Annotated in this window: 17 protein-coding genes and 1 tRNA gene; 12 read left to right on the forward strand and 6 right to left on the reverse strand. The window is 71.4% G+C overall.

All coding sequences use genetic code 11. The features are described 5' to 3' along the window. Nucleotides 1-20: 20 nt before the first annotated feature. The gene (locus tag ACYVP9_RS00570; RefSeq protein WP_460602739.1) at nt 21-623 is read right to left on the reverse strand and encodes a methyltransferase domain-containing protein; all 603 of its coding nucleotides are present in this window, start codon (nt 621-623) and stop codon (nt 21-23) included. A 170-nt stretch (nt 624-793) separates the two neighbouring features. Here ACYVP9_RS00570 and ACYVP9_RS00575 point away from each other — a divergent pair, with 170 nt between their 5' ends. Beyond that, the gene (locus tag ACYVP9_RS00575; protein ID WP_460602740.1) at nt 794-1,648 is read left to right on the forward strand and encodes a sulfotransferase family protein; all 855 of its coding nucleotides are present in this window, start codon (nt 794-796) and stop codon (nt 1,646-1,648) included. Nucleotides 1,649-1,687: 39 nt separating this feature from the next. Here ACYVP9_RS00575 and ACYVP9_RS00580 read toward each other — a convergent pair whose 3' ends face one another. The 3 genes from ACYVP9_RS00580 to ACYVP9_RS00590 all read right to left on the reverse strand — a co-directional run bounded on the left by ACYVP9_RS00580 (nt 1,688) and on the right by ACYVP9_RS00590 (nt 5,117). Continuing rightward, a complete protein-coding gene (locus tag ACYVP9_RS00580; protein ID WP_460602741.1) occupies nt 1,688-3,511 on the reverse strand; it encodes a DUF4012 domain-containing protein in 1,824 nt (607 codons plus the stop codon). Nucleotides 3,512-3,602: 91 nt separating this feature from the next. Continuing rightward, nucleotides 3,603-3,902 carry a hypothetical protein gene (locus ACYVP9_RS00585; protein ID WP_460602742.1) on the reverse strand — a complete coding sequence of 100 codons (300 nt, stop codon included), beginning with the start codon at nt 3,900-3,902 and terminating at the stop codon, nt 3,603-3,605. A gap of 249 nt (nt 3,903-4,151) precedes the next feature. Next, on the reverse strand, nt 4,152-5,117 hold the full coding sequence (locus ACYVP9_RS00590; protein WP_460602743.1) for a hypothetical protein: 966 nt from the start codon (nt 5,115-5,117) through the stop codon (nt 4,152-4,154). Nucleotides 5,118-5,332: 215 nt separating this feature from the next. Here ACYVP9_RS00590 and mfd point away from each other — a divergent pair, with 215 nt between their 5' ends. From mfd to ACYVP9_RS00635, 9 genes are all read left to right on the forward strand, one after another. Next, nucleotides 5,333-8,893 (forward strand): transcription-repair coupling factor, encoded by a 3,561-nt coding sequence (gene mfd / locus ACYVP9_RS00595; RefSeq protein WP_460602744.1) that lies wholly within the window; start codon nt 5,333-5,335, stop codon nt 8,891-8,893. Nucleotides 8,894-8,920: 27 nt separating this feature from the next. Further along, complete coding sequence (locus ACYVP9_RS00600) at nt 8,921-9,556, forward strand: hypothetical protein (RefSeq protein ID WP_460602745.1); 636 nt, start codon at nt 8,921-8,923, stop codon at nt 9,554-9,556. A gap of 56 nt (nt 9,557-9,612) precedes the next feature. Beyond that, on the forward strand, nt 9,613-10,269 hold the full coding sequence (locus ACYVP9_RS00605) for a MazG nucleotide pyrophosphohydrolase domain-containing protein (protein WP_460602746.1): 657 nt from the start codon (nt 9,613-9,615) through the stop codon (nt 10,267-10,269). A gap of 309 nt (nt 10,270-10,578) precedes the next feature. Next, on the forward strand, nt 10,579-11,922 hold the full coding sequence (locus ACYVP9_RS00610; protein ID WP_460602747.1) for an MFS transporter: 1,344 nt from the start codon (nt 10,579-10,581) through the stop codon (nt 11,920-11,922). A gap of 1,142 nt (nt 11,923-13,064) precedes the next feature. Beyond that, nucleotides 13,065-14,369: a GGDEF domain-containing protein gene (locus tag ACYVP9_RS00615; protein ID WP_460602748.1), complete on the forward strand. Its 1,305-nt coding sequence runs from the start codon at nt 13,065-13,067 to the stop codon at nt 14,367-14,369. A 95-nt stretch (nt 14,370-14,464) separates the two neighbouring features. Further along, entirely contained in the window at nt 14,465-15,748 is a 1,284-nt protein-coding gene (gene eno, locus ACYVP9_RS00620; RefSeq protein ID WP_460602749.1) for a phosphopyruvate hydratase, read from the forward strand. Next, nucleotides 15,748-16,164, forward strand: coding sequence for an FtsB family cell division protein (locus ACYVP9_RS00625; protein WP_460602750.1), 417 nt, complete (start codon nt 15,748-15,750; stop codon nt 16,162-16,164). The genes eno and ACYVP9_RS00625 overlap by 1 nt, the downstream gene beginning before the upstream one ends. Next, nucleotides 16,161-16,655, forward strand: a complete 495-nt coding sequence (locus ACYVP9_RS00630; protein ID WP_460602751.1) for a DUF501 domain-containing protein — start codon at nt 16,161-16,163, stop codon at nt 16,653-16,655. The genes ACYVP9_RS00625 and ACYVP9_RS00630 overlap by 4 nt, the downstream gene beginning before the upstream one ends. 7 nt (nt 16,656-16,662) lie before the next feature. After that, nucleotides 16,663-17,577, forward strand: a complete 915-nt coding sequence (locus tag ACYVP9_RS00635) for a Ppx/GppA phosphatase family protein (RefSeq protein WP_460602752.1) — start codon at nt 16,663-16,665, stop codon at nt 17,575-17,577. A gap of 16 nt (nt 17,578-17,593) precedes the next feature. Here the strand turns inward: ACYVP9_RS00635 and ACYVP9_RS00640 are convergent, their stop codons facing one another. Then, nucleotides 17,594-17,962, reverse strand: a complete 369-nt coding sequence (locus ACYVP9_RS00640; RefSeq protein WP_460602753.1) for a DUF4235 domain-containing protein — start codon at nt 17,960-17,962, stop codon at nt 17,594-17,596. A gap of 75 nt (nt 17,963-18,037) precedes the next feature. Here ACYVP9_RS00640 and ACYVP9_RS00645 point away from each other — a divergent pair, with 75 nt between their 5' ends. Further along, nucleotides 18,038-18,817 carry a uracil-DNA glycosylase gene (locus tag ACYVP9_RS00645; protein ID WP_460602754.1) on the forward strand — a complete coding sequence of 260 codons (780 nt, stop codon included), beginning with the start codon at nt 18,038-18,040 and terminating at the stop codon, nt 18,815-18,817. Here ACYVP9_RS00645 and ACYVP9_RS00650 read toward each other — a convergent pair. Continuing rightward, on the reverse strand, nt 18,814-19,194 hold the full coding sequence (locus ACYVP9_RS00650) for an acyl-CoA thioesterase (RefSeq protein ID WP_460602755.1): 381 nt from the start codon (nt 19,192-19,194) through the stop codon (nt 18,814-18,816). The two genes, ACYVP9_RS00645 and ACYVP9_RS00650, sit on opposite strands and share 4 nt — an antisense overlap. 68 nt (nt 19,195-19,262) lie before the next feature. On the opposite strand from ACYVP9_RS00650, the gene ACYVP9_RS00655 reads away from it, so the two are divergent. Then, nucleotides 19,263-19,335, forward strand: a tRNA-Leu gene (locus ACYVP9_RS00655). Nucleotides 19,336-19,447: the final 112 nt, after the last annotated feature.

Genomic DNA, 19,447 nt, shown 5'->3' on the forward strand with positions numbered 1-19,447 from the left:
AAGCTGTGTCTCGTTCGCCGTCATGGTGTCGGTTTCGCAGCGGCGTCGACCCAATATGCGGTGAAGGTGGCCGACCACGGGCGGCCGACGACGACAGCATCGTCCGGTAGCAGCGCGGTGAACTCCCTACGTGACATGAGCCGGGTGAATTCGGGGCGTCGTGCGCGCCACCTTGCCGACCAGTGGGCGAACGCGGTCGAGGTGTGCGACTCGACGGGGAACCACCTGTTCGGAGTGGTGATCACCCAGGACCGGGCCACCCGGCACTGCTCGCCCACGAAGCGTTCTTGGTCGGCTCGGTCGCCGACGTGTTCGATGACCGCGTTCGCGAGGACCATGTCGGCGCTCTTGTCGGGGAACGGCAGGGCGCGTCCGTCTGCACGCACGAACGGCCATGGCACGGTGCACTCAAGAACGTCGCAGGCGGCAAGCACCGTGCTCCGTTCGGCAACGGCACGTTCCACGATGCCTTCGTTGGGATTGGCGCCGGGACTGCACCCGACGAAGATCACGTCGCCCACGGCGTGATCCAGCATGAAGCCAGTGATCTGGCGTGCCTTGCGTCGCCTGTTGAACGTGCTGTAGGCGATAACCGCGCGGCGCATGGCCGACCGTGCCGTCACGCCTAGTCCACCGCGTGGTGATGCTGACAAACCTGAGAACCTCTCGCGGTGGACGCCGTTGCTGGCGAGGACGACGCGGGCGCAAACAGCCGCAGTACCCGCCGATGATCCCACGAGACAGTGCCTGTCGTCCGCCGGCCGGAGCGCAATTCGTGGATAGAGTGTGCCGAGTGAGCGCCGAGCCGCAGCTTCCCGGTTTCATCGTCATCGGCGCCATGAAGTCGGGCACGACCAGTCTGTGCGCATATCTGGGCGAACATCCGGGCGTGTTCTTCTCGATTCCAAAAGAACCGGACTTCTTCGTCGCGTCGCCGAACGACTCCCGCAACCTGGCCTGGTACCGAGCGCTATTCGCCTCAGCGCCGCCGGGCGCCCTCTGCGGTGAGGGCTCGACGAACTACACGAAAGCCGCGTCCTTCCCGGGCGTGCCCGAGCGGATCCACACGCTCCTGCCGGCGGTGAAACTCGTCTACTTGCTGAGAGATCCTGTCGAACGGCTGCGGAGCCATTACGTACACAATCGCCTTTCCGGGCGTGAGCAACGGGCTCCTGCCGACGCGATCGTCCCGGGATCGGGCTACGTCGACACCAGCCTCTACGGTCGACAACTGTCGTTGTACCGGCAGGTGTTCCCGGCCGAGCAGATGCTCGTGGTGCTGAGCGAGGACCTGAAGCGTGATCCTTCGTTGGTCCTCACAAGGGTGCACGACTTCCTGGACCTCGAGCCGACTCCGGCGACATCGGCCGCCCGACGCGACAACGACAGTTCGCAGCGTCGGACGGTGGGTCGCCTGGGCGCCTCGGTGAAGTCGCATCCACGCTTGCTCAGGTGGGCGCGCAATAGCGTTCCGCTGCCCGTCCGTGGCGCGGTGGCGCGAATGCTCAGCAAGGACGTCGACATCGACGAATACGACGTACCCCGCGAGGTCATCTCCCGGCTCGGACCCACCCTGCTCGCCGACCGCGAGTTGCTCGAGGGCCTCTGCGGCGTCGACCTGCGGGCGTGGTCACCGCCTGGCGCCTAGCGGCACTCTCGCCAGCGAAGCGACGTGCTCTCACTGAACTCAACGGCATCGATCGCCGGACAGGTCGACCTTTATGGGCCGGACCCCCGGCTGGCGCAGTACCTCCACGGGGCCGTCCGCGGCAGGTTCGCGTACGGCGACCGCGACGGTCCGAGTAGCACCAGCCGCCAGCTCGAGCGTGATGGTGACGGTCCTCGTTGCACCCTCGTACTGAACGACGAACGGAATGGACTTCCCGTCGACCTCCACCGATCGCACCTCGGCGGTGCGGTCGGCGTAATAGGTGACCAGCATCCGATTGTCACCGGGGCTGTACCGACCCGGTTTGTCCGCGCGGATGGTCACGTAGGGCGGTAGACCCTTACGCGGGGCGCCGTTCGTCACGCGCAGTGTCGCGTGAGCCTCACCGCCCGCTGAGCAGTTGTCGCGCCTGTACGTCATCCTGCGCTGGAGGTAATAGTCCAGTTTGCTGCCGGCCGCATTGTTCACGACAAATCCGCTGTAGGGCGCACCGTCGGCGGTGCCCAGGGTCCCGCCCCAGCCCGAAGCGCGCAGCGAACTCTCTAGGTCGGCGTCGGCGCTCCACAGCAGGAGTCTGCGCTCGGAAGCGGCCTTTGACAGCGCCCGAACCAACCCGGCGGGTCGACCGAATGTCGTCAACTTCTCGGAGACTGATCGTGCGACGGAGACGAGGAATTTCTTGCGCGCCTGCTTCTCGGGCTTGGTATTCAGCGGATACAGCTTGTACTGCAGCTGCTGTGTCAACGCCACCACCGACGAAGCCGCGATGATGCCGCCAGGCACCACGTCGCTTCGGGCAGGCCCGGTGACCTTCAGCAGGTAACCGATTGCCGTCGGGTCGATCGCGATCGCTCCGTCGACCCGCTCGCCCGTCTTGCGTTCCCAGGTCCGCGCCCAGATTCGGCCCGCGATGCCGAAGTCCGGGCTGAGGTTCGAGTTCGGGAAGGTCCCGGTGATGTCGGAGCCGGCATACCTGGCGCGCACGTCCGAAGGCAGCTCGATGTTGGCCGCGGTTCCCCGCAGGTCGTTGTCGGTCCCGAAGTGTTCAAAGGTGATGCGGCCGTGATTCGCGGCGACGATGGCGAACGCGCCGGGAATACCGCCCCCACCGCGGGCCTCGGCCTCGTTCATGAATCCGACGAAGTAGCGCTTCACGCCGTGCTGTCCGAGCATCGGCACGGCCAGCCCGACGGCTCGATCCGCACCCTCGAGCTCGCCGTCGAGCCGCGAGACGCTATTCAGAACGGAACGCCGGGCGGATGACACCACGGGCAACCAGGATGATGAGGTACCGGCCATCGCCGCGCGAGCCTCGGTACTCGCTACCGCGGCTCGGTGCAGCGACGGCGCGATCTCGGCAAGGGCGTCCAGATCGAGTGAGGTCGTCGCCGCTGTCGACCGCGGTACCAGCTTTGACAGCCGCACTACGACCGGGAGCGCATCGCGGCTCAGACGATCCGTTTCCCGTGCCAGGACGCGACTCGTCTGCATCGGCGTCCCGACAACGGGCAGATTGGCGCCGACCCACCACGCGGGGCCGGACGTCAACTCGTATGCGGAGTGAGTCTTGGAGCTGATGGCGCTCACCAGGCGATCTGCCTTCGCGAGATCGCCCGACATTACGGCTCGGCGTAAGTCACGAATGTCGGATTGTGCGTCGTCCAGCCGTGAACGCGCGAGCAAGCCGGTCACGACGATCCAGGCGAGACCGACGACGACGAGCCCCAGGGCCGACCAGCCCAGCACGGACGGCAGTCGGCGGCGGAGGGCGGCGCCTCGGCCCGCCGGCTTCTCGACCGGCTCGTCCGTCGATGCGTCGTCCGGGGCGGCATCGTCACTCATCGCGGACTCCGGTCATGACGAGTCCGCGGGCCGGCGTAGGACGCCGGCCCGCGGAAACGATGTGAGTCAGGTGCTGCTGACCGAACAGGGGTCAGCTGTGGCGACGGCGACGGCCGGCGACGACCAGGGCGACACCGCCACCGAGCAGCGCGAGCGCGATGACCGACGCGGTGAGCGTCGCGAAACCTGTGTTCGCGGTGCGGGTCTGCTTCGAGTTGTCGCTCCGGTTGCGCTGCTGGTCGTCGATGTTGCAGGCGCCGTTGTTGCGGCCACCGATCACGACGCCACCGTTGCCGTTCGGCGCCGTCGAGCACACCGGGTTGTTCGACTGGGTGGGATTGACCGGCGGGTACGGGTCGGCCGAAGCGACACCGGTTCCCAGCAGGGCCATAAAGGCGAAGACGGTGATGGCGACCGCAGCAACGCGGCGTACGACAGCAGAACTCTTCACGGCGCTTTTCCCCCGAAATTTTAGGCGCTCGTTAGGTACGAGTGCTCACCTTACATGAACATGACGCGAGTCGATACCAGGCCCTTGGGCCCGAATGTGCTGGACAGTCCCGGCTCGAGACCCGAGTCGAGTCGTCCGACGAGCGACGTGCCGAACGGTGTTCCGGCCGACACTGCTGGGGCGCGGACGTCACCGGGAGTGGTCCGGCCTGCGGGTGAGCAGGAGCACCGCGAGCGTACCGAGGACCAGGAGCGCGGCAGCGATGCCCAGCCCGACACCGATCGGTGTGTCGGCACCCGGACGGGGTTCGGCCAGCGGCGGGGTGGTCGCATCGCCACCGGACGTGGCCGGTGGCGACGAGGCGGACGGCGCGGTCGGCGCTGCGGGTTCCGACGACGACGGGGACGTACCGCCGCTCGCGGAGGGCGCTCCGGCTCCCGACGACGTTCCCGAACCCGGGGCGCCGGAGGGTCCCGCTGGGTCTGCGGACCCCGTCGGTCCTGTCGCTCCGGTCGGACCGCCGCCCTGCCCCGGGACGCCGTCCGACGACCCCGGCTGCGGCGACCCGGACCCCGGCGCACCGCCGGGCGCGCCGGGTGAGGAATCGGACGGGGCGCGGGTGGGACCGTTGCCGGTGTCCGGCGGACGCGGCACCGTGCACGTGGCCACCGCGGACGTCGCCGCGAACGTGACGGGCTCGTCGCGGCGGTCGTCGATGGCCGCGCTGTTGCTGCTGCTGCTGCTGGTGCTGGTGGTGCTGCTGGTGGTGGTGCTGCTGCCGGTGCTGCTGCTGCCGGTGGGGACGTCGCCGGTGCCTGCCGGGGCACCGTCCGTCGCGCCGCGGTCTGCAGCGCGCAGGGTGACCGTGGCGCGGAACCGCCCGTCGCCGTCCGTCCGCACCCAGCCGAGGTCGGTGTCGGGCGCGTTCTGCTCGAGATGCACCGGCAGCGACGCACCGAGGCCGGCGCCGGTGAGCTGGTAGGAGTGGGCGCTCGCGGAGGCCGACAGCGTGGTTGCCGACAACGCGCAGGGCTCGCTGGGCGGGTAGGGAGCCGCGGTCGCCGACGGTGCGCCGAACGCCGTCACGGCGCACGCCGCAACGGTGGTGGCGAGCGTCGCCGTGCGTGCGCGACGCAACGTCGCGGCGAGCGACATCGCGAAATCCCCCGATTTGCGAAACACGGCAGCTGTCGACAGGCCCCCTGCCCGTGAAGCTGCTGTCAGACGCAGGTTAGTGGGTGCGCGGCGTTCGTGCAGCCCGAGCCTGTCCGCACCGGCCGTCGTCGGTGCTCCCGCGTACTCTCGGAGCAGACCCCCTCCGCTGTCCGGAACGGGGTCATTCGTGCTGTAACGAAAGGCCCGAAACGCCCGTGTCACTCACCGGTCTCGTCCCGTTCGCCGTCACCGATCCCGCCCTGGCCGCCGTCGCCGATCGCGCCGCCGCCTCGCCCGCCCCGCCCGAGCTCGCGATCAGCGGCCCGTCCGCCGTCCAGCCGTTCGCCCTCGCCGCGGCGGCGGGCGGGCGCACCGTCCTGGCCGTCGCGTCGGGCGAGCGCGAGGCCTATGACCTGACGCTCGCCCTGCGCTGCCTGCTGCCCCCGGACCGCGTCGCGCTGTTCCCGGGCTGGGAGACGTTGCCCCACGAGCGGCTGTCGCCGCGCGCCGACACGGTCGGCCAGCGCCTCGCCGTCCTGCGCCGGCTCGCCCACCCCGCCGACGGCGCCGGTCTCGACCGTCCGGCGGTCGTCGTGGCACCCGTCCGGGCGCTGCTGCAACCGCAGGTCCCGGGCCTGGGCGACCTCGAGCCGGTCGAGCTGCACCCCGGTGACAGCGGACGCGACCTCACCGACCTCGTGATCGCCCTCGTCGACGCCGGGTACAGCCGCGTCGAGCTCGTCGAGAAGCGGGGCGACTTCGCCGTCCGCGGCGGCATCCTCGACGTCTTCCCGCCCACCGAGGAGCACCCGCTGCGGGTGGAGTTCTGGGGCGACGAGGTCGAGGAGATCCGCTACTTCAAGGTCGCCGACCAGCGATCGCTCGAGATCGCCGAACACGGGCTGTGGGCGGCTCCCTGCCGTGAGCTGCTGCTGACCGAGCCCGTCCGCGAGCGCGCCAAGGCGCTGCTGGCCGACCACCCCGAGCTCGGTGAGCTGCTCGACCCGATCAGCCGGGGCGAGGCGGTCGAGGGCATGGAATCGCTCGCGCCTGCACTGGTCGACGACCTCGAACTCGTCCTCGACGTCCTGCCCGCCGACAGCCTCGTCGTGCTCTGCGACCCCGAGCGCATCCGTACCCGCGCCGCCGATCTCGTCCACACCTCGCAGGAGTTCCTCGACGCCTCGTGGGCGGCCGCGGCCGGCGGCGGCACCGCGCCGGTCGACCTGGGCGCCGCGTCACTGCGCGACCTCGACGACGTGCGCGCGCACGCCGCCGAGCTGGGGGTGCCGTGGTGGGGCGTCACCGCCCTCACCTCCGACGACCCGGAGGTCGCCGCCAGCGGTTTCGAGGCGGCCCCGGCCTACCGCGGCGACATCGACGCCGCGCTGGCCGACCTGAAGCGCTGGGCGCACGACGGCTGGCGGGTCACCCTCGTCTTCGACGGGCACGGGTCGGCGACCCGGGCGGTCGAACGCCTGAACGCCGCTGAGATCCCCGCCCGGCTCGAGTCGAGCCCGTCCGGCGAGGCCGGCGTCGTCGAGGTGACCACCGGACGCCTGCTCGGTGGCCTCGTCGCACCGTCGCTGAAGATCGCGATGCTGACGGAGGCCGACCTCACCGGGCAGCGTGGATCGGTCACGAAGGACACCAGCCGCATGCCGTCGCGGCGGCGCAACGCGATCGACCCCATCCAGCTGAAGGCGGGCGACTTCGTGGTGCACGAGCACCACGGCGTGGGCCGTTACATCGAGATGGTCCGTCGGACGATCAACGGCGGCGAGCGCGAGTACCTCATCATCGAGTACGCCGCGTCGAAGAAGGGCCAGCCGCCGGACCGGCTGTTCGTCCCCACCGACGCCCTCGACCAGGTGACCAAGTACGTCGGCGGCGAGGCGCCGTCGATGTCGCGCCTCGGCGGCGCCGACTGGGCCAAGACCAAGGGCCGTGCCCGCAAGGCGGTCAAGGAGATCGCCGCCGAGCTCATCCGGCTCTACAGCGCACGCATGGCCACGAAGGGCCACGCGTTCGGTCCGGACACCCCCTGGCAGCGCGAGCTCGAGGACGCGTTCGCCTACGTCGAGACCCCCGACCAGATGGCCGCGATCGACGAGGTCAAGGCCGACATGGAGAAGCCGCAGCCGATGGACCGCGTCATCTGCGGCGACGTCGGCTACGGCAAGACCGAGGTCGCCGTCCGCGCGGCGTTCAAGGCGGTGCAGGACGGCAAGCAGGTCGCCGTCCTCGTGCCGACCACGCTGCTGTCGCACCAGCACCTGCAGACGTTCACCGAGCGCATGGCGCAGTTCCCGGTGACGATCAAGGAGATGTCCCGGTTCACGCCGGCGTCGGAGTTGGACGAGATCGGCAAGGGCATCGTCGACGGCTCGATCGACATCGTGATCGGCACGCACCGGTTGCTGCAGCAGACCGTCCGCTTCAAGGATCTCGGCCTCGTCATCGTCGACGAGGAGCAGCGCTTCGGCGTCGAGCACAAGGAGTACCTGAAGGGCCTGCGGACGGCCGTCGACGTGCTGACGATGTCGGCGACGCCGATCCCGCGCACGCTCGAGATGTCGTTGACCGGCATCCGCGAGATGACGACGATCCTCACCCCGCCCGAGGAGCGGCACCCGATCCTCACCTTCGTGGGCGCCTACGACCCGCGCCAGGTGTCCGCCGCGATCCGCCGCGAGCTGCTGCGCGAGGGACAGGTCTTCTACGTCCACAACCGCGTCGAGTCGATCAACCGAGCGGCCTCGACGCTGCACGAGCTGGTGCCCGAGGCGCGCATCGCCGTCGCGCACGGGCAGATGGCCGAGGGCGCCCTCGAGCAGATCATGGTCGGGTTCTGGCAGAAGGAGTTCGACGTCCTCGTCGCGACGACGATCGTCGAGTCCGGCCTCGACATCCCCAACGCCAACACGCTCATCGTCGACCGCGCCGACACCTTCGGCCTGTCGCAGCTGCACCAGCTGCGCGGCCGCGTCGGCCGCGGCCGCGAGCGCGGGTACGCCTACTTCACCTACCCGCCCGAGAGGCCGCTGACCGAGACCGCGTACGACCGGCTCGCCACCATCGCCCAGCACACCGAGATGGGCGCGGGTATGGCCGTCGCCATGAAGGACCTCGAGATCCGGGGGTCCGGCAACCTGCTCGGCGGCGAGCAGTCGGGCCACATCGCCGGCGTCGGGTTCGACCTGTACGTGCGGCTCGTCGGCGAGGCGGTCGCCGACTACCGCGGCGAGTCGCCCGAGGAGCAGACCGAGGTCAAGGTCGACCTGCCGATCGACGCCAACCTCCCCGTCGACTACCTGCCGGGGGAGCGGTTGCGGTTGGAGGCTTACCGGGCGCTCGCGTCCGCCACGTCGGACGAGGCCGTCGACGCCGTCCGCGCCGAACTGCTCGATCGCTACGGGCCGATACCGCCGCAGGTCGAGAACCTGCTGGCCGTCGCCCGGTTCAAGGTGTTGTGCCGCCGCTTCGGTGTCACCGAGGTGTCGTTGCAGGGCGGTGGCGCCCAGGGCGGCACCGTCCGCTTCTCACCGGTCGACCTGCCCGAGTCGGCCCAGATCAGGTTGCGGCGGGTGTACGACAAGTCGCAGTACAAGCAGGCGGTGGCCACGGTCGCGGTGCCGCGTCCCAAGGGTGTCGTCAAGCCGGACGGGTCCTTCGCGGAGGCCCGCTTCGGTGGCGAGCCGCTGCGCGACATCCCGTTGCTGCGGTGGTGCGGTGAGCTGCTCGAGTCGTTCGCGCCGCAGCCGGTCGGGGCGTGAGCGCAGGTGCATGACATTCTTGGCGGCGTGCGCAATCGGATCGTGGGCGGCGTCCTCGCCGCCGTGCTCGCCCTCGTCTCGCTGACCGCGTGCCGCACGAACGTCGGCTACGCCGCCACGATCGACGGCACGCGGTACTCCGAGTCCGACATCAGCGACTACCTGACGCCCGCCGCCCGGCCCGTCTCCGGTGCCAACGGCAGTGGTCAGGTGCCGACCCGGGCGTTCGTCGTCGAGACGCTGATCTACAACAAGCTGTTCGACCGCGTGCTGGGCAAGCTGCCCGGCGGCAAGCCCAGCGAGTCCACGTTGCAGCAGGTACGTGACCAGGCGCTCGCCGGCTCGTCGGTCTCCGACGTGCTGCGGCAGGCCGGCATCCGCGGGTACTCCGGCTCGTTCACCACGCTGTGGCTGCGCACCCAGATCTACTCCCAGGTGCTGCAGCTCGCCCAACAGCGTGGCGTCGACCTGCGTTCGGTCGTCACCGGCCTGAAGTTCCCGGTGTCGGTCAACCCGCGCTACGGCACCTGGGACTCGAAGAACCTGGCGTTCGACGGGTCGGCGGGCGCCGGCGCGCCGCCGTTCCTCGAGCTCACGGGCACGTCCGCCGGCGGCGCCGGAGCGGGGCAGGACCCGGCGACGGATCCGGGCGCGACCCCCTGACCGGCGCGCGGCCCGCTCCCTCCTCGGCCGATCCGCTCCGTCGGGCGGCCGAGGTCATGGACACGCTGCGCTCGCCGGGTGGATGCGCCTGGGACGCGGAGCAGACGCACGAGTCGCTCACGCGCTATCTGGTCGAGGAGTGCTTCGAGGTCGTCGAGGCCATCGAGACCGGCGACGCCGTCCTGCTGCGCGAGGAGCTGGGCGACCTGCTGCTGCAGGTGCTCTTCCACGCCCGCATCGCGCAGGAGGCCGACCCCGGGACCGCGTTCGGCATCGACGAGGTCGCGTCCGATCTGGTCGCGAAGTTGGTGCGGCGGCATCCTCACGTCTTCGGCCCGGACGCGGGCCGCGCGCACACCGCCGATCAGCTGAACGAGACGTGGGAGGCCCAGAAGGTCGCCGAGAAGGGGCGGACGTCGGCCGTCGACGGCGTGCCGCTGGCGCAGCCGGCGCTGGCCCTCGCCGCGAAGCTGTGGTCCCGGGGCCGGCGGGCGGGCGTGCTGCCCGAGGCGGGGGAACACGGTTCGGACGCCGACCCCGACCCGGACCCGGATGTCGCCGGGTCGATCGGCGACCGGCTGCTCGCGCTCGTCGCCGAGGCGCACGAGGCCGGGGTGGATCCGGAGGCGGCGCTGCGCGGCCGCGCGCGCCGCTTGCGGGACCAGATCGTCGAGGCCGAGCGCACCCGGGACCGCGCCGACTCCGGTGAGTGACCGTCCGCCTCTCGGACGGGCCAGTGCACGGTCCGTGCCCCGGACATGAAAGATCCCGGCCGGGAGTACGGGGGGAACTACCGGCCGGGACGGCAGAAGCATAACCCTGCGTGATCGTCATGTACAAGCCGTGACTGCTCGTTGATCGAAACCGAGCTTCAATCCGGCCATGCTCTGACAAGTCGCGACATGGGGGCGGTGGCTACCGCCGGGTATGGCGGGGTCTGTCGGACAGAGGATCACAATGCGCGACAGGTCCTTCCTGCGACTTCACGGCGGGCGGACCTCGGCTCACTAGGGTTTCCGATCATGGGACGGCACCGCGCGCGCACCGAGGAGCGGGTGGCCGTCCGCCGGCTGTTGCGCGACCGGACGTTCCGCGTGCTCTATGCCGTCGAAGCGCAGTCGATCATCGGCGACCAGCTCGCCCGCGTGGCGCTGTCGGTGTTGGTGTTCCGGCGGACGGGCTCGGTCCCGGCGACCGCCGTGACCTACGCGGCCACCTTCGTCCCGGCCGTCCTGGGGGGCTTCCTGCTCGCCCGCCTCGGCGATCGATGGCCGCGGCGCGCCGTCATGATCGGGTGCGACCTGGTGCGGGCGGCCTGCTTCCTGCTCATGCTCGCGGTGACGCCCTGGCTCGCGGGAGTCGGCGCCCTGGTCGTGCTGGCGGTGGCCGTCGGGCCGGTCTTCTCCGCCGCGCAGCTGGGACTGCTGTCGACCCGGATGGACGCCGACGCCTTCACGACGGCCAACGCGCTGCGCCTGGTGACCAGCCAGGCCGCGCAGATCCTGGGCTTCGCGTTCGCGGGCGCTCTCGTCGCCCTCCTGGGGCCGTCGGGTGCGCTCGCGATCAACGCGGCGACGTTCGGCATCTCGGCGCTGCTCGTGGCCGTCGGACTGCCGCGCCAGGAGGACGATGCCCGGGGCGGGGCCGACCCCGTGACCACGTCCGACCCCGTCGATCCGGAACCGGCGCGTCGCCCCGTCGTCGAGCACCTCTGGCGCGACCGCAGGATCCGAGCGGCGTTCGCGCTCTCGCTGTGCATCGGCTTCTTCGTGGTGCCCGAGGGCCTCGCGGTCCCGTTCGGTGGTCAGATCGGGGCGACGGTCGGTCAGGTCGGCCTGCTGCTCGCGGCCGGCGCGCTCGGCGGCGCCGTGGGCGCCGCTGCGCTCATGCGGGTCGCGCCGTCGCGGCGGGACCGGGTCTCGCGGTGGGGCGCGATCGCGGCCGGACTGCCGCTCGTCGTGTGCGCGCCGGTCACCTGGGCCGGAGGTGACTGGTGGGCGGCCGCCGTCTGTTGGGCGCTATCGGGCGTCTGCGCCGCGTACGTCGTGCATGTCAGCTCGACGGTCATCCTCGCGGTACCGGAACGTCATCGTTCCGAGGTGGTGGGCGTCGTCGGGGCGGTCCTGCTGGCCGTCCAGGGCGTCGGGGTCGTGGTGTTCGGCGCCGTGGGCACCCTGTGGTCGCCCGCCGCGGCGATCGGCGTCGCCGGCGCCCTCGGCGCCGTCGGGGCGGCCTGGTTCGGCCGGGCCGCGGTGTCGCCGGCCACCGTCGGGGTCGCCGTGTCGCCGGCTGGGCCGGTGCCGGCCGGACCTCCGACGAACCAGACCGTCACGCTGCGTGACCAGATGACGCCGAGTACCACCTGATCGGACGTGTCGCGGTGCGTCGATCGGCGTCGGTTCCGGGTGCGGACTCCGTGTTCCGGTAAATTGCTCGTGAAGCCCTTATCGCCGGTTGCGGCAATGTCTGCCTCGGACCGTTATCGAATTTGCGTGAGATAGCAATTGCGCATCGTTATCTGCAATTACTCTGCGCAATTGATCGCGGGGACGCGGGTCGCCGGCAGTCGTCGGGTCGGGGCGGCGACGTGCGCCGCCCGACGGGACCCGGGGCCGGGCCGAGTTGTCGGGTGGACGCGTCCCGAGACGTGCGGCAGGCCGCTGGCGACGTCGGGTGACGGGCGGGCGCCGGGGCGCGTGGGAGAGGTGAGTGGACCGGCGTCCGGCGTGCGGTGTCATCGCTCCCGGATGCGGGACGGCGTGCGCACGCGAAGGGGACTGCCGTTGCGGCGGATCAGAGGTGCCAGGTGTTCATCGGATCTCCTCGGCGATGGGGTGCCCCGGGTGCGGTGCAGGCGGGGCCGGTGGCGGGCAAGGGGTACGTGCTGCGGCTCAGAGGTGCCAGGTGTTCACGGGTGTCTCCTGGGTCGGTATCGGGACCGGTGATCGATCACAACGGCCACGGTCGTCGGACGGCGGGTACGGGGCGGCGGCTCACAGGTGCCAGGTGTTCACGACATCTCCTCGGGGCTCGGTTCGGGAACGGCGGAGCGACCGGCGCGGGGCGCCGGGAGGAGGCTCAGAGGTGCCAGGTGTTCATGACGACTCCTCTCGGGGGGATCGAGGCGTCACCGCAGGCGCGGGAGGGGGAGGGGGGATGAAATTGTCGTGAAGCACAACATGAAATTGTTGTTAGCCACAACGGGGAAGAACTGCCGCGGTGTCGTGCGCCCACCGGAAAGGCGCTCACCGCTAGTACCCAAAATATAGAGCACCCGACGCGCGAATTCGACCCCGGTCGGATAAACCGAAACCACGCCGCGGCGGACCGGTTAAATTTGCGTCTGCATCTGTTGTCCGGCGGTGCTTCGGCTGTCGCTATCGGTGATCGGCGGATACGATGAGCCGATCCGGACGCGCTCGCGTCCGGCGTCCCGGCGCATGCTGCGCCGGGCAACTCCGCGGCCGGCCGCCGGACCGGTCGCCTTCTGCACGAAGGGCCGACACGCGTGCGCGCGACACCTCGGGAGGGCACCGCCGTCCGCGGCTGGGCCATCGCGAGTGCGCCGCGCCGGTTCGCCGTCTTCGTCGGCGCGACCAACGTCGCGTCCGTCGCGGTCGTGGTCGCCGCGCTCGTGATCGCCGGCCCCGGCTCGCTCGCACCGTGGACCCTGGCGTGGCTGCTCGGTCTCGCGCTGGTGTTCGAAGAGGGCGCGCGGCGCGCGGCGCGCCTGCAGATCAGGCTGAGCTCGGCGCTGCGCATCGACATGACCTCGGTGTGGGCCGTGGCCGCGGCGGTGGCGCTCGAGCCCGGTGCGATCGTCGCGATGCTGTCGACGCTGTGCGTCTACGCGTGGTACCGCCAGTGGCGTCCGGCGGGCGAGCAGCTGTACCGCAAATGGTTCGTGTCCTCGACCATGGTCGTCGGCGGCCTCGCCGCGTCGTGGGCGTCGCAGACGGTGGAGCAGGCGTTCAGCGGACGGACACCGGCTCTGGGTGGCGCCGCCGGTGTCGTCGTTGCCATCCTCGTCTACACCGGCTTCAACCGGGCGATGGTGACGTGCGGGCTGCGGCTCGTCGGCGTCCCCTGGCGGGACCTGGCCGGATCCCGCCACGACAACCTCCTCGAGCTCGCGACGCTGTGTCTCGGCGGGCTGCTCGCGCTCGCCGTCCTGTTCGAGCCGTGGCTGGCCGTCCTCGTCATCGCCCCGATGGTGACGCTCCAGCGTGGCGCGCTCGTGCGTGATCTCGAGGCGGCGGCGATCACCGACGCCAAGACCGGCCTGCTGAACGCGACGGCCTGGGAACAGCTGGCGCAGCGCGAGATCGCCCGCGCCGCGCGGGACGTCGCGGCGCTCGGCGTGCTGATCATCGACATCGACCGGTTCAAGGGCGTCAACGACCGGCACGGTCACCTGGTGGGTGACCAGGTGCTCGCCGGCATCGCCCGCGCGCTCAAGGCCGCCGTCCGCGAGTACGACGGCGTCGGCCGCTTCGGCGGCGAGGAGTTCGTCGCCGTCCTTCCCGACGCCGACCAGCACGACGCCCTGGTCGTCGCCGAGCGCATCCGGGCCCGGGTGAACCAGCTGTGCGTCTCCGACATCTCCGACCGTCCCGTCCTGGACGACCGGGGCCAGGGCGAGGACCGGCTGTCGGTGTCGGTGGGCGTGGCCGTGCTCGGTACCAACGGCGACGAGCTGTCCGACCTGTTGCACGCCGCCGACCGGGCGCTCTACCGGGCGAAGTGGAACGGCCGCAACCAGGTGCAGCTGGCGCAGAACGACGGCGGCGCGCCCGAGCGCATCACCTCCTGACCCGACCCGCCACCCCGGCCGGGGTGCGCCGGGGCGTGCGTGCGCGCCGATAGGGTTCGGGTGAACCGGTCCGGTCGGCGAGAAGGAGAACGGCAGTGGCGAGCATCGACGCGGTCGGCGCACGGGAGATCCTGGATTCGCGCGGCAACCCGACCGTCGAGGTCGAGGTGGCGCTCGACGACGGCACCCTGAGTCGCGCCGCCGTGCCCAGTGGCGCGTCGACCGGCGCCTTCGAGGCGGTCGAGCTGCGCGATGGCGGCGACCGCTACGGCGGCAAGGGCGTGCAGAAGGCGGTCTCGGGCGTCCTCGACACCATCGCGCCCGAGATCCTCGGCCTCGAGGCCAGCGAGCAGCGCACGCTCGACCAGGTGCTGCGCGACCTCGACGGCACCCCGGACAAGAGCCGGCTGGGCGCGAACGCCCTGCTCGGGGTCTCGCTCGCGGTGGCCCGGGCTGCGGCCTCGTCCGCGGACCTGCCGCTGTTCCGCTACGTCGGCGGGCCGAACGCGTTCCTGCTGCCGGTGCCGATGATGAACATCCTCAACGGTGGCGCCCACGCCGACTCGAACGTCGACGTCCAGGAGTTCATGATCGCCCCGCTCGGCGCGGCCACGTTCGCCGACGCGCTGCGCCAGGGCGCCGAGGTCTACCACGCCCTGAAGTCGGTGCTGAAGAGCAAGGGCCTGGGCACCGGCCTCGGCGACGAGGGCGGGTTCGCGCCCGACCTCGAGTCCAACCGGGCCGCGCTGGACCTCATCGTCGAGGCGATCGAGTCGACGGGCCTCGCGCCGGGCCGCGACATCGCGCTCGCCCTCGACGTCGCCGCCACCGAGTTCCACGCCGACGGCGCCTACACCTTCGAGGGCGGCGCGAAGTCGTCCGAGGAGATGATCGAGTACTACGTCGGGTTGATCGAGTCCTACCCCATCGTGTCCGTCGAGGACCCGCTCGACGAGCAGGACTGGGACGGCTGGGTCGGCCTCACCGAACAGCTCGACGACCGCGTGCAGCTCGTGGGCGACGACCTGTTCGTCACCAACCCCGAGCGCCTGGCACGCGGCTTCGAGCTCGGCGCGGCGAACGCCCTGCTGGTCAAGGTGAACCAGATCGGAACCCTCACCGAGACGCTCGACGCCGTCGACGCGGCGCACCGCCACGGTTACCGCTGCATGATGAGCCACCGCTCGGGCGAGACCGAGGACACCACCATCGCCGACCTCGCCGTCGCCACCAACTGCGGCCAGATCAAGACCGGGGCCCCGGCTCGCAGCGAGCGGGTCGCGAAGTACAACCAGCTGCTGCGCATCGAGGACGAGCTCGACGAGGCCGCCCGTTACGCCGGCGCCGGCGCGTTCCCCCGGTTCGTGGCGGACGCGTGATGCGGTCCCGGCGCGTCGAGCCGGCCGGCCGACGTCGCCGGCCGGCCCTCACCGGCCGCGCGCTGGGCCTCGGCGCCCTGGCCGTCCTGCTCGTCGTCGTGCTCGCCTCGCCGGTGCACCGCTACCTCGCGAGCCGCAGCGACGTCGCGTCCGCCGGGTCGACGCTGTCGGACCACCGGCGCGAGGCAGCGCAGCTGCAGAAGCGTCTCGAGCAGTACCGCGACCCCGGCTACATCCAGCAGCAGGCGCGCAAGCGACTGCAGTGGGCGATGCCCGGGGACACCGTCTACGTGGTGGTCGACAAGGGGGCGCGCAGCGAGATCGAACGCACGCGCACGGCCTCCACGCCCCGGCGCATCGAGGGCGCGTCGTGGAACGACCGGTTGATGGGCACCGTCCACGCCGCGGACAAGTGAGCGAGCTCGATCCCCGCGACCGCGAGGTCGTGGGGTGCCAGCTGGGCCGCGAGCCGCGGGCCATCCGCGCGGTCGCGCACCGCTGCGCGTGTTCCTTGCCGGACGTCGTCGAGACGTCCCCCCGGTTGCCGGACGGAACCCCGTTCCCGACTCTCTACTACCTGACGTGCCCGCGCGCCGCCTCGGCGATCGGCACGCTCGAGGCCAGTGGGCTGATGCGGCAGATGACCGAGCGGTTGCGGACGGACGAGACCCTCGCGGCCGCCTACCGTGCCGCGCACGCGGCCTACCTGGCCCGTCGCGAGGAGCTCGGCCACGTCGACGAGATCGACGGCGTGAGTGCCGGGGGCATGCCGACGCGGGTGAAGTGCCTGCACGTGCTCGTCGCCCACTCGCTCGCGGCCGGACCCGGCGTCAACCCGCTCGGCGACGAGGCGCTCGCCGCACTGCCCGAGTGGTGGGCCGACGGTCCGTGCGTGGACGCTTCGTGAGCGGGCCGTGAACGGCCGCGTCGCCGCGATCGACTGCGGCACCAACTCCCTGCGCCTGCTGATCGCCGATGCCGACGCCGGCGGGCTGAGCGACATCGTGCGCGACCTGCGCATCGTCCGCCTCGGCCAGGACGTCGACCGCACCGGACGGCTGGCGCCCGAGGCGCTGGAGCGCACCCGCGCCGTGCTCGTCGAGTACGCCGCCGCGATCCGCGAGCACGGGGCGCAGCGCGTCCGCATGGTCGCCACGAGCGCGACGCGCGACGCGTCGAACCGCGACGAGTTCACCGAGCTGGTGCGCGACGTCCTGGGCGTGACACCCGACGTCGTCACGGGGCACGAGGAGGCGGCGCTGTCGTTCGCGGGCGCGGCCGGCGTCCGCCCCGACGCCGCCGGACCGCTGCTGGTGCTCGACATCGGCGGCGGGTCGACCGAACTCGTGCTGGGCGAGCGCGGCGGCGAGCTGCGTGCCCACAGCATGGACGTCGGCAGCGTCCGGCTGACCGAGCGCCACCTGCACGACGACCCGCCCACCGCCGACCAGGTCGCCGCCGTCGTCGCCGACGTGCAGGTCGCGCTCGAACTCGCCCGTGCCGACGTGCCCCTCGACCCGGGTTCCCCGCTCGTCGGCGTCGCCGGCACGGTGACCACACTGGCCGCGGTCGCCCTCGAGCTCGACGACCCGCGGCAGGTGCACGGCGCGGTCGTCACGGCGGGTCAGGTCGACGAGGTCGCCGAGCGGCTGGTGCGCATGCCGCGCAGCGAGCGCGAAGCGGTGAAAGCCATCCACCCGGGACGGGTCGATGTCATCGGCGCCGGGGCCACGGTGCTGCGCACGGTCATGGCCGCGACGGGCGCGCCCGAACTCGTCGTGAGCACGCACGACATCCTCGACGGGATCGCGCTCGGCCTGCTCGACTGACCGGCCGGACGGCGGATCAGCGCTTGCCGGAGCGCTTCGCCCGCTGCTTGAGGCGCTTGTCGATCTTCTGCTGGGTCTCGGCCTCTTTGAGCTTCTTCGGCGACTTGGCCGCCGACGTCGGCGGTTCGGTGCCGATGAGCGTCCGGTAGACGGCCTCGGCCCCGCGGCGACCGATGAGGTCGGCGGCGACGAGACCCACGGCGGACATCGCGCCCCACGTGACCGCGTCGGCGAAGGTGACGTCGGCGTCCTTCGCCTTGCGCGGGGGGTTGTCGGGACGCGCAGCGAGCCACGCCTTCTCGACGAGCCGCTTCGAGACCATCGTCACCGGGACGCTGACCGCGACGGTGATGAGCTTCATCGTGATCTTCGCCGCGACCGCCATGGCCACTCCTCGCACTCTCGTCCGGATCCCGCCCGTCGGACCCTACCGGTGGCGCCGACCTGCGAAGCTCGGCGCATGACGGTGTCACCGGGTTCGGGGTGGCCGGGCGATCCGGCGGGTCCGCGCACGCCGGTCGCGCGGTCGGCCGAGGACGTCGTGGCGCTGGCGGCTCGGGCGAGGAACCACGACGCGGTCTCCGCGCGCGTGACCGTGTGCCGCGCGTGCCCACGCCTGGTGGCGTGGCGTGAGCAGGTCGCCACGGAGAAGCGGCGCGCGTTCGCCGGCGAGACGTACTGGGGGCGTCCGGTGGCGGGCTTCGGCGCCGCCGACCCGCGGGTGCTGATCGTCGGCTTGGCCCCGGCCGCGCACGGCGCGAACCGCACCGGGCGCATGTTCACCGGCGACCGCAGCGGCGACTGGCTGTACGCATCGCTGCACCGGGTGGGTCTGGCGAACCAACCGACCTCGGTGACGGCGGGGGACGGGCTCGAGCTGCGCGACACGTTCATCACCGCGCCCGTGCACTGCGCGCCGCCGGCGAACAAGCCCACGCCCGCCGAGCGCGACACCTGCCGGCCGTGGCTCGAGCGGGAGCTGCAGCTGTTGTGGCCGGGTCTGCGCGCCGTGGTGGTGCTCGGTGGGTTCGGGTGGTCGACGCTGCCGGCGGCGCTGCGGGCGGCCGGTATCCCGGTGCCGGCCCTGCCGAAGTTCGGCCACGGCGTCGAGGCCGTCGTCGACGGGCGCACGCTGCTCGCCTGCTACCACGTCAGCCAGCAGAACACCTTCACCGGACGGCTGACCGAACCCATGCTCGACGCCGTGCTGGGTCGCGCGGCGGAACTGGCCGAGCGCTAGGCGAGCAGGGCGGCGCGGTCGGCGTCCGACACCGGTTGCGGTGCTCCGTCGGCGTCCGCCAGCACGTACACGGTGGCGACCTCGCAGCAGGCCCGATTGCCGACGCGCACGACGAAGCGCATCGTCAGGCTCGTCCGCCCGACGTCGTCGCAGCGCGCGTCGACCTCGACGGTCTCGCCCCAGCGGGCCGGCGACGTCCAGGTGAGGGTGGACGTCTTGAGCCGCACCTGCTCGACCATCGCGTCCAGGCCGCGTCCCGAGCAGAAGGCGCCCATCGCCTCGTCGCACCACAGCAGGTAGTGCGCGTTGAACACGACGCCCTGCTGATCGGCCTCGGCGTAGCGGACGGGGGCCCGCCACACGGTCGTGTCACGCATGCGGCCATCCTGCTGTCCCGGGTCGGCGCGGCACAATCGTGGGGCCGGCTCGAGCTGGAGCCGGCAGGGCCCCCGTAGCCCAATGGCAGAGGCAGGCCCCTTAAAAGGGTCCGAGTGTCGGTTCGAATCCGACCGGGGGCACCCGTCCGACGACCGGTCGCCGGGTTCGTTGACCGTAAGCGATTCCAAGGATTTCGGGCCGGCAGGTTACGCGTCACATCTCGCGTCTCCGGGTGGTCAGGCGTGCGGACGA

The sequence above is a fragment of the Jatrophihabitans fulvus genome, from assembly GCF_054781375.1.